The 10,271-nt window shown below is 73.4% G+C and carries 10 protein-coding genes; 1 reads left to right on the top strand and 9 read right to left on the bottom strand.

The window, feature by feature from the left end:
- The 3 genes from CHB94_RS18750 to CHB94_RS18740 all read right to left on the bottom strand — a co-directional run.
- Positions 1–502: IS110 family transposase (locus CHB94_RS18750; protein WP_141137549.1), on the bottom strand; the 502-nt coding region annotated here is incomplete at its 3' end.
- Between the two features lie 144 nt (positions 503–646).
- Positions 647–1,111 carry a flavin reductase family protein gene (locus CHB94_RS18745; RefSeq protein WP_089338087.1) on the bottom strand — a complete coding sequence of 155 codons (465 nt, stop codon included), beginning with the start codon at positions 1,109–1,111 and terminating at the stop codon, positions 647–649.
- Between the two features lie 50 nt (positions 1,112–1,161).
- Entirely contained in the window at positions 1,162–2,100 is a 939-nt protein-coding gene (locus CHB94_RS18740) for a hydroxymethylglutaryl-CoA lyase (RefSeq protein ID WP_089338072.1), read from the bottom strand.
- Between the two features lie 154 nt (positions 2,101–2,254).
- Here CHB94_RS18740 and CHB94_RS18735 point away from each other — a divergent pair, with 154 nt between their 5' ends.
- Positions 2,255–3,157, top strand: a complete 903-nt coding sequence (locus CHB94_RS18735; protein ID WP_254920770.1) for a GGDEF domain-containing protein — start codon at positions 2,255–2,257, stop codon at positions 3,155–3,157.
- A 16-nt stretch (positions 3,158–3,173) separates the two neighbouring features.
- Here the strand turns inward: CHB94_RS18735 and CHB94_RS18730 are convergent, their stop codons facing one another.
- From CHB94_RS18730 to CHB94_RS18705, 6 genes are all read right to left on the bottom strand, one after another.
- Positions 3,174–3,497: a hypothetical protein gene (locus tag CHB94_RS18730; protein ID WP_141137548.1), complete on the bottom strand. Its 324-nt coding sequence runs from the start codon at positions 3,495–3,497 to the stop codon at positions 3,174–3,176.
- Positions 3,498–3,674: 177 nt separating this feature from the next.
- Positions 3,675–5,927: an MMPL family transporter gene (locus CHB94_RS18725; protein ID WP_089338069.1), complete on the bottom strand. Its 2,253-nt coding sequence runs from the start codon at positions 5,925–5,927 to the stop codon at positions 3,675–3,677.
- Positions 5,928–5,946: 19 nt separating this feature from the next.
- Positions 5,947–6,591, bottom strand: a complete 645-nt coding sequence (locus CHB94_RS18720; RefSeq protein WP_089338068.1) for a TetR/AcrR family transcriptional regulator — start codon at positions 6,589–6,591, stop codon at positions 5,947–5,949.
- Positions 6,592–6,657: 66 nt separating this feature from the next.
- Positions 6,658–7,740, bottom strand: a complete 1,083-nt coding sequence (locus tag CHB94_RS18715; protein WP_217899376.1) for a M20 family metallopeptidase — start codon at positions 7,738–7,740, stop codon at positions 6,658–6,660.
- Positions 7,741–7,753: 13 nt separating this feature from the next.
- A complete protein-coding gene (pgm, locus tag CHB94_RS18710; protein WP_089338067.1) occupies positions 7,754–9,388 on the bottom strand; it encodes a phosphoglucomutase (alpha-D-glucose-1,6-bisphosphate-dependent) in 1,635 nt (544 codons plus the stop codon).
- A 79-nt stretch (positions 9,389–9,467) separates the two neighbouring features.
- Positions 9,468–10,172, bottom strand: a complete 705-nt coding sequence (locus tag CHB94_RS18705; RefSeq protein WP_089338066.1) for a trypsin-like serine protease — start codon at positions 10,170–10,172, stop codon at positions 9,468–9,470.
- Between the last annotated feature and the right edge of the window lie 99 nt (positions 10,173–10,271).

Below are 10,271 nucleotides of genomic sequence, written 5' to 3'. Positions count from 1 at the left end.
GCTCGTGCTTGCCGGTCCACGCCTGCCCGCCGTAGTAGACGTGCCCGTGGCGCAGCAGCAGCTTGGAGATCCGGTGCCGGATCCGCATCAGATCGCCGCGGACGTCCTCACGGGCCCGGACCAGGTCCCGGGCGGCTTCCTGGGCCACGGTCGGCACCCGCACGGCCACGATGTCGTCCAGGCGCAGCAGGCGGGCCAGCAGCAGCGCGTCACGGGCGTCGGTCTTCACCCGATCCCCCGACGGCCGAACGATCTTCGACGCGGCGGCGACCTCACAGCGAATTCCGGCGGCGGTCAGCGCCCGGGCCAGCCCGAACCCGGTCGGCCCGGCCTCATAGGCCACCGCCGCCGGACCGGGCAGGCCCCGCACCCAGTCGAGGACCACCCGCTGGTCGGGCACCAGCCGCTGCCTGATCAACTCCCCGGTGACGCCGTCGATCGCCGCCGCGGACACCGAACGTGCGTGCACATCCAGACCGACGCTCGTACGCTCCAGACCCATCGGGGCCTCCCACACATGTCGGATAGGCCGGGCAGGGGCTCCTACCTGGCAACCCACGAACCTGTGTGAGTGGGGCCCCGACCCGCAACCCCTCCTCACGGGAGCGGTCGAGTCATACCGTCTGAGGCGGCCCCCGGGGACGACCTAGACCTCGCCGCGGCGCAGCAGGCCGTAGCTGCCGCGGTGGAACAGCAGGGGACGCCGCTCGGGGTGCGCGCCGAGATCGAGCACCCGGGCGACGACGATCGTGTGGTCGCCGCCGTCGTACTCGGCCCACAGCTCGCCGTCGATCCACGCGACGACGTCGTCGAGCACGGGCGAGCCGTGCACGCTCGGCGTCCAGTGGACACCGGCGAACCTGTCCGTCCCGGGCCGGGCGAAGGTCTGCGAGACGGCGTCCTGGCCCTCGGCGAGCACGTTGACGCAGAACCGGCCGATCTCCCGCAGCCGCGGCCAGGTCTGCGACGTCCGAGCCGGTGCGAAGGCGATCAGCGGGGGATCGAGGGACAGGGAGCTGAACGACTGGCAGGTGAACCCGATCGGGCCCTCCTCGGTCACCGCGGTGAGCACGGTGACGCCGGAGGCGAAGTGGCCGAGCACGTCGCGCATCACGCGCGGATCGACGATGGCCGGTGCGCCATCCGGCGCCGGGGAGGACATCAGCCGGTGACCGGCGCCGGCCGGGGGACCGACGGCCCACCGGCGCGGTAGAGGGAGCTGGGCAGCTCGTGCCCCACGGCCTCCTCGGTGATCCGGGCGGCGGCGAGAACGGCGTCGAGGTCCAGCCCGGTCCGGACGCCGGACTCCTCCAGGAGGTAGACCAGCTCCTCGGTGGCGATGTTGCCGCTCGCCCCGGGCGCGAAGGGACAGCCGCCGAGCCCGCCGACCGACGAGTCCAGCTGGGTCACGCCGGCCTGGATCGCGGCGAGGGCGTTGGCCTGGCCGGTGCCCCGGGTGTCGTGGAAGTGCACGCCGACGGGTACTCCGGGACAGGCCCGGCGGACGGCGTCGAGCAGCTGGACGACCCGCAACGGCGTGGTCGTTCCGATGGTGTCGCCGAGGCACAGCTGGTCGGCCCCCGCCGTCACGGCGGCGCGGGCGACGTCGACCGTGCGCGCGACGGGGGTCCGGCCGTCGAAGGGGCAGTCCCAGGCGGTGGCGATGATGACCTCGAGGGAGCCGCCGGCCCCATGGGCGAGGGCGGCGATCTCACCGACCGCCCCGACGGCGTCGGCGGTCGACCGCCCGGCGTTGGCGCGGCTGTGCCCGTCGGAGGCCGAGACCACGTACTCGAGGTGGGCCACGCCGGCATCCACGGCGCGGACCGCACCGCGGGCGTTGGCCACCAGCGCCGACCAGTGCACGTCGCCCCATCGGGAGAGTTCCGCCGCGACCTGGTCGGCATCGGCCAGAGCCGGCACGGCCTTCGGGGAGACGAACGACGTGGCCTCGATGCGGCGGACGCCGGTGGCGACGAGCGCCTCCAGCATCCCCAGCTTGGCCTCCAGCGGCAGCGGGGCCTCCAGCTGCAGGCCGTCCCGCATGCCCACCTCGCGGATGTCGACCTCCGTGGGCAGCACCAGGTCGAACTCGTTCACGCGGGCCTCCTCGACTGTCGGTGGTCCCCCGCATCCTGCACCTGCCCGGAAGCGCCCGTTCGGGTGACCCGGAACCGTTCCGTGACGCCTACCGCGCCGATCGGGGAGCCGTCCACCAGGATGATCGTGGGGGAGGAGACGAGGTGTGATCGACGTGGCCGTATCCCTGCCCCCCGTTGACCGGCGCAGCGCCTTCGCCAACGCGCCCATGGGTCTGGCCCTCACCACCACCAGCGGCGTCCTGGTCGACGCCAACCCGGCGCTGTGCGCCATGCTCGGCCGTACCGCGGAGGAGCTCAACGGGCGGTCGGTCCTCGACCAGGTCCACCCGGACGCCGCCTCCGCCGCCCGCGACGCGCACACGGCCTGGATCGCCGAGCCTTCTCGCCCGCTGCGGCACGAGACCCGGCTGCTCCGGGCCGACGGCAGCGACGTCCCCGTGCAGATCACCGCGTCCTGGGTCGCCGCGGAGCCGGACGGCGTGGCCGCGCACCTGGTGCTGATCGTCGAGGACATCACCGACCGGAAGGCGCTGGAGGCGCAGCTGGTCCACCGTTCCCTGCACGACCCGCTCACCGGGCTCCCCAACCGGTTGCTCTTCCAGGACCGGCTGTGGCACGCCCTCGAGCGCGGGCACCGGGAGAGCACCCCGACCTGCGTGCTGATCACCGACCTCGACGGCTTCAAGGTGATCAACGACGAACTGGGGCATCCCATGGGTGATCTGGTCCTGGTGACCTTCGCCGAGCGCCTCCGGTCCGTGCTGCGCGCCAGCGACACCGCCGTCCGGCTGGGCGGTGACGAATTCAGCATCGTGTGCGAGAACACCGATCAGGCCGATGCGGAGGTACTCGCGGAGCGGTTGCGCTCGTCGATCACCGAGCCGCTGTCCCTCAGCGGTACGACGGTCTCGGTGGGCCTGAGCATCGGTATCAGCTGCGTGGCCGGTGGTCATCAGCCCGGGGAGGTCTACGAGCGGGTCGTCCGCGAGGCCGACGACGCGATGTACGCCGACAAGGCGCGGCGGCGTCGTCTGCGGGCGCGACGGGACACCTGACTCCCGGACCGCGGGTTCAGCCGGCGGTCGCCCACCCGCGCACCCGTGGCCGGCGGGCGAAGACGGCCGTCAGTACCGGCAGCGGCAGGGCGCAGCCGACGAACAGGATCACGCCCCCTCGGTCGCCGCCGTACAACGTCGCCATACCCACCACGGCGACCAGGACCAGGACCCCCACCGACGCCAGTGCCGCGCCGAACAGCAGGCCCGGCGAGCGGCGGCCCAGCAGCGTGGCCGCGCCCGTGACGAGGGCGATCGCGCACGGGATGCCCAGGAGCAGGAGCAGCGTGACCGGCTCGTCGTCGCCACCGGCCACCACGAAGAGGAGGGCGAGCGACACCAGGGCCGTGAGGCCTCCCGTGACGAAGCCGAGCACGGCCGCGGCCGCGGCGACCCCCGGCCGCGAGGGCCCGAACGGCCAGGGTGACGGCGCCGCGGACCAACCGTGGGCCGGGCCATGGCCGGGCGGCGATCCGTAGCCCGGCGGCAAGCCGTAGCCGGACCGGAGGGACTCCGGTCAGCGACCGGACGCCGCGGTCTCCGGCTCCGGTGCCCGTGCCGTCGGGTGTGCCGCGCCCAGTCGGGCGCCTTCCACGTCCAGGTCGGGGAGCAGCCGGTCCAGCCAGCGGGGGAGCCACCAGGCCGACCGCCCCAGCAGAGCCAGGACGGCAGGGACGAGGGTCATCCGCACCAGGAAGGCGTCGACCAGGATGCCGACCGCCAGGCCGAAGGCGATCGCCTTGACGATGACGTCCTCGATCGTCACGAAGCTGGCGAACACCGCGAACATGATCAGCGCGGCGGCCACCACGACCCGGGCCGCGTGCCGGGCGCCGGTGACGACGGCCGCCCGTGGCGCCGCACCGTGCACGTACTCCTCCCGCATGCGCGAGACGAGGAAGACCTCGTAGTCCATGGCCAGGCCGAACAGCACCGCCATCAGGATCACCGGCAGGAAGCTGATCACCGGACCGGTGGCGGGAACCCCGAGCAGGTCGCTGAACCAGCCCCACTGGAAGACCGCGACGACGGTGCCGAACGAGGCGCCGACGGACAGCAGGAAGCCGACGGCGGCCTTCACCGGCACGAGGACCGACCGGAAGACCAGCAGGAGCAGGACCAGGGCGAGACCGACCACGACGACGGCGAAGGGCAGCAGCGCCTCGCCGAGCCGGTCGGAGACGTCGATGGCCACCGCGGTCTGGCCGGTCACGGCGAGGTCCGCGCCGGTCCGCTGCTCGAGGTCGGGCGTCAGTCCGCGCAGCTCGGCGACCAGGGCGTCGGTCGCCTCCTCCTGGGGTCCGCTCTCCGGGATCACGGTGAGGATCGCCGTGCCGCCGTCGGGCAGCAGGGTGGGCTGGACGTACGCGACGCCGTCCAGCCCGCCCTCGAACTCGCCGGGCACGCCGGTGGGGGTTCCGCCGACGGCGGCGGCGATGAGGCCGACCGACTGCTGTGCCGTCGCGGGATCGAGGTCCTCGACCAGCACCACCAGGGGGCCGTTGAGGCCCGGGCCGAAGTTCTCGCTGATCAGCTCGTAGGCCCGGCGCTCCGGGCTCTCCGGGGCAGCGGTGGAGTTGTCCGGCAGGGCCAGCTGCAGCTGCGGGGCCGGGACGGCGAGGACGGCCAGGCCGGTGAGCACGGCCAGCACGGTGAGCAGCGGCCGGCGGGTGACCAGCCGGGTCCAGCGGGCGCCCATGGACCCGCCGGTCCCGGTGGTCTCCTGCGCGTCGGCCAGCTCGCGTCGGGCGGCGCGGGAACCGGGCTTCGGCACCAGGCGCTCGCCGGCGAAGCCGAGCAGCGCGGGCAGGAGCGTGAGGGCCACGACGACGGCGACGAGCACGGTGCCCGCCGCCCCCACGCCCATGACGGTCAGGAACGGGATGCCGACGACAGCCAGGCCCGACAGCGCGATGATCACGGTGAGTCCGGCGAAGACGACGGCGGACCCGGCGGTGCCGACCGCCCGTGCGGCGGACTCCTCCGGGCCCATGCCCGCCGCCAGCTGGGTGCGGTGCCGCGACAGGATGAACAGCGTGTAGTCGATGCCGACGGCGAGGCCGATCATCAGCGCGAGCGTGGGCGCGGTCGAGGAGAGCGTGACGATGTTCGACGTCAGCAGCAGCGCGCCCATGCCGACCGCGATGCCGACGACCGCCGTCAGCAGGTTCAGGCCGGCCGCCAGCAGGGAGCCGAAGGTGAGCGCCAGCACGAGGACGGCGACGGCGACACCGACGAACTCCGTGGCCCCGATCGTGACACCGGTCGTGCCGTAGGCGTTGCCGCCGACGGCCACCTCGAATCCGGCCTCTTCGGCCGCGGCGGTGGTCCCCTCCAGGGCGTCCAGGCTGGACTCCTCGAGCTCCTCGCGGGGGACGTCGAACTGGACGGTGGCGAGAGCGGCACCGCCGTCCGGGCTGATGGCCTGGCTGTCGAAGGGGCTCACGACGGACGCGACCTGCGGAGCGCGCCGGGCCTCCTGGACCACCTGCTCAATGGCGCCCGCCACTCCTGGATCGGCCACCGTGGCGCCGTCGGGTGCGACGAAGACGATCTGCGCGCCGACGCCGGCGGCACCGGGGGCGGCGGCGTCGAGCTGGTCCAGGGCCTCCTGGGACTCCGAGCCCGGGATCGTGAACTCGTCGTCGAAGGAACTGCCCAGCGTGACCAGCAGGGCGACGACGGCGCCGACGATCGCCAGCCACGCCACCGAGACCACGCCCCGGTGGCGGTAGGAGGCGCGGCCCAGCCGGGCGAGAAGTGAAGCCATGGAAAGAGGTCTCCGGCGATCAGTCGGTCGGGGCAGGGTCGGACACGGCGGCGCGCAGCAGGAGGACCAGTGCGGTCCGTTCGAGGGCGGTGGCCTCGGCGTCGTCCAGCGGGCCGGCACCGGGGAGGTGGGAGATGACGGACCCGTCGTGGAGGGCGGTGATGATCCGCGCCAGATCCCCGGCCGGCAGCGTCAGCCGGACCCCGGACCGGGTGGCCGCGCCTCCGATCAGCTCGGTCAGCCGGGTGTGCAGCTCCGCGGCGTGTTCGGCGAGCGCGGCGGCGGCCTCGGGGTGGCGGGCGGCGTGCAGGCGGTACTCGGTGAGCACGAGCACCCAGGTGCGGTCGGCGCGGAAGGTGGACAGGCACCGCTCGACCGCGGCCGCGACGGGGTCCGCCTCCCGCTCGATGCCGGTCAGCTGCTGCTCGGCGCGGGCGAGGTCACGCGTGGTCTCGCGGGCGAAGAGGGCGCCGAACAGCTCGTCCTTGGTGCGGAAGCTGGAGTAGAAGGCACCCCGGGTGAATCCGCCGCGGCGGCAGATGTCCTCGACGCTGGCCGCGGCGAAGCCGACCTCGGCGAACGTCTCCAGCGCGGCGTCGAGCAGCCGCTCGACGGTCTCCGCCCGCCGGCGCTTGGGTCGCGCCCCCAGGTCCTCCACGGTCACGATGCAGGACCGTATTGGATGCAGCCCCGTATTGGATACACCAGTGCATCAGTTGTGGGGTGGCTCTCAGCCCGCGCGGCCCCACTGGTCGGCGACGGCGGTGAACACCGCGGCCGCCTGCTCCAGCTCGGCGAGCTCGACGTACTCGTCGCGAGCGTGCATGACGGCCGGCGTGCCCGGACCCCAGACCACGATCGGCGCCCCACCCACGGCCGGTGCCAGGACGGAGGCATCGGTGAAGTAGGTGGCCGGATCCGGCCGCACCGGGGCGGGGAGGGTCGCGACCCACGGGTCGTCCGCGGGCGTGCCCACCGGCGGCAGGTCCACCCGCACGTCCACCTCCGCGACCTCCGGCTGGTCCCGCCACCACTGCAGGAGGGGAGCCCCCTCGGCCACGGTCCGCATGTCCACCAGCACCTCGGCCCGGTCGGGCACGACGTTGGGCACGGTGCCTCCGGCCACGACACCGGGGTTCCACGTCTCGGTGCCGAGGAAGGGATCGGTGCGCAGCGGCAAGGCCGCACCGGCCCGGCCCAGCAGGGCGACGAGGTCGAGGACGGCGTTGTGCCCGCGCTCGGGCGTGCTGCCGTGCGCGGCACGGCCGGCGGTCCGGACGGCGAGCCAGAGCGCACCGCGATGGCCGAGCACGACCTGATTGCCGGTGGCCTCCGGGACGATCACCGCCCCGATCGGCTGCTCCGCCAGGGCGGCGGCCGCCGCGGCGGCGCCCTTCGAGCCGATCTCCTCGTCGCTGGTCAGCAGCAGGGCGACCGGCGTCTGCGGGTCGGCGGCGGCGAGCGCCGCGGCGCCGGCGACCAGGCCGGCCTTCATGTCGCTGGCGCCGCGGCCCCAGACCCGTCCGCCGTCGACGTCGGCACCGAAGGGATCCCGCTGCCAGCTGCCGGCGTCCGGAACCGGCACGGTGTCGACGTGGCAGGCGATCAGGAGCCGCGGGCGGCCGGGGTCGGTGGGGGTCTGCAGCAGGGTCCACGGCTGATCGGGATCCCGCCCGGTGGTGACCTCCAGGTGGGGTGCCCGCTCCCGCAGCACCTCGGTGACCAGCTCCAGGGCGTCCCGCTGGGCGGGCGCGTCACCGGAGACCGTGGTGCGGCCCACCAGCTCGCGGAGCAGCTCGACGACGTCGATCATCGGGAACTCCACCTCAACCACCCAGGGCAGCGGTGACGACGGCGCGGGCCTCCTCCTGCACCTGGGCGAGGTGCTCGGGCCCGCGGAAGGACTCGGCGTAGATCTTGTAGACGTCCTCGGTGCCCGACGGCCGGGCGGCGAACCAGGCGTTCTCCGTCGTGACCTTCAGGCCGCCGATGGCCGCGTCGTTGCCGGCGGCGCGGGTCAGCTTCGCGGTGATCGGCTCGCCGGCCAGCTCCGTGGCGGTGACCGCCTCGGGGGAGAGCTTGCCGAGCGCTGCCTTCTGCTTGCGATCGGCGGGTGCGTCGATCCGGGCGTAGGCCGACTCCCCGAAGTGGTCGGTGAGCTGCTTGTGCAGCTTCGAGGGGGACCGGCCCGTCACGGCCTGGATCTCGCTGGCCAGCAGAGCGAGCAGGATGCCGTCCTTGTCCGTCGTCCAGACGGTGCCGTCGTGGCGGAGGAACGAGGCCCCGGCGGACTCCTCGCCCCCGAAACCGACGGTGCCGTCGAGCAGGCCGGGCACGAACCACTTGAACCCCACCGGGACCTCCACCAGGGTGCGGCCGAGATCGGCCACCACCCGGTCGATCAGCGAGCTGGAGACCAGGGTCTTGCCCACCGCGGTGTCCTTCGCCCAGCCCGGCCGGTGGCTGAGCAGGTAGGCGATCGCGACGGCGAGGAAGTGGTTGGGGTTCATCAGCCCGCGGTCCGGGGTGACGATGCCGTGCCGGTCGGCGTCGGCATCGTTCCCGGTGGCGATCTGGAACTCGTTCCGGCGGCCGACGAGGGACGCCATCGCCGCGGGCGACGAGCAGTCCATCCGGATCTTCCCGTCCCAGTCCAGCGTCATGAATCGCCAGGTCGGGTCCACCAGCGGGTTCACCACGGTCAGGTCGAGGCGGTGCCGCTCGGCGATGGCGGCCCAGTAGTCGACGCTGGCCCCGCCGAGGGGATCCGCGCCGATCCGCACGCCGGCCGACCGGATGGCGTCCAGGTCCACCACGTTCGGCAGGTCGTCGACGTAGGTGCCGAGGAAGTCGTAGGGCTCCGCCGCCGAGCGGGCCTGGTCGACCGGCACCCTTCGGACCCCGCTCAACCCCGCTCGGAGCAGATCGTTGGCCCGCTGGGCGATCCAGCCGGTCGCGTCGGTGTCGGCGGGTCCGCCGTGCGGCGGGTTGTACTTGAACCCGCCGTCACGGGGTGGGTTGTGCGACGGGGTGACGACGATGCCGTCGGCCAGGCCGGCCGTCTTGCCCCGATTGGCGGTGAGGATGGCGTGGCTGACGGCGGGGGTCGGGGTGTAGCGGCCGCCGGCGTCGACGAGGACCGTCACGTCGTTGGCGGCCAGGACCTCCAGCGCGCTCGCCCATGCCGGTTCGGAGAGCCCGTGGGTGTCCCGGCCGATGAACAGCGGGCCGTCGAAGCCCTGCGCCGCGCGGTACTCGCAGATCGCCTGCGTGGTGGCCAGGATGTGCGCCTCGTTGAAGGCCGCGTCGAAGCTGGAGCCCCGGTGGCCGGAGGTGCCGAAGGCGACCTGCTGCGCGGGCTCGGCCGGATCGGGCTCGACGGTGTAATAGGCGGTGACGAGCGCGGCCACGTCCACCAGGTCGCTGGGCTCGGCCGGCTGTCCGGCGCGGGTGTTGCTCATGCGCTGATCTTGGCGCTCGTGTTTCCCGTGCGCGACATCTGCACGCGGCCCTCACCGGCCCGCGGGGCTGCCGACCCGGTCAGGGGAGGTCGGTCACCTCACGGACCCAGCCGACGACCGTGTCGACGCGCGCCGTCGTCTCCTGGGAGCTGTGCGGGCAGGCCGGACCGTTGCTCTCGACCGAGACCAGCACCGGGGGCGATCCCGCCGGCGTGGCGAAGTACGGAGCGCCCGAGTCGTAGGGGCAGGCACTGGTGTTCTTGGCGGGCCAGTGACCCACGACCGTCACGGTGGAGGGCTTGACGGTACTGACCTTGACCTGACCCCAGTACAGCTGGTCGCTCCACGTGCCGGTCGCGGTGGTCGCTCCCCACCCGGCGAAGGTGAGGATCTCCCCCCGGGCCGGCTTCCGCGTGTTCAGCGCCAGCGGCGTGATCCCCTCCACCGGCTGGTCGAGCTGCGCCACGGCGATGTCGTTCGTGGCCGACTGCTCGACCCATACGACGCCACGGGTGACACCTGCGACAGGGTCCGCGGTGTTCGCCGTGCCGAGCCGCGCGGTCACCGCGTATCTCGGAGTCCCGCCGACCCGGTTGCGGTCCCCGTCGTGGAAGCAGTGCCCGGACGTCATGATCCAGCCGGACGAGATGAGCACACCGGAGCAGGCGCTGTCGTACGTCGTGCCGTCCGAGCGGAGGATCTCGTCGAACCGCAGCTGCACGGCGAAGGGGAACTGACCCTCCTCGGCCGCCACGCCGTTGGCGATCGCGGCGGCAGGTGCCATTCCCACCGCTCCCACACTCAGCACAGCGCTCAGCGCTGCAGCGAGACCGGTGAACAGCCGACGTGCGCGCACGGCCAACTCCGAGGGAGCGACGATGAG

Origin of the sequence: Blastococcus mobilis, assembly GCF_900188025.1 — a bacterium.
GTDB classification, from domain to species: domain Bacteria; phylum Actinomycetota; class Actinomycetes; order Mycobacteriales; family Geodermatophilaceae; genus Blastococcus_B; species Blastococcus_B mobilis.
This window is presented reverse-complemented; position numbering and strand designations above follow the sequence as displayed.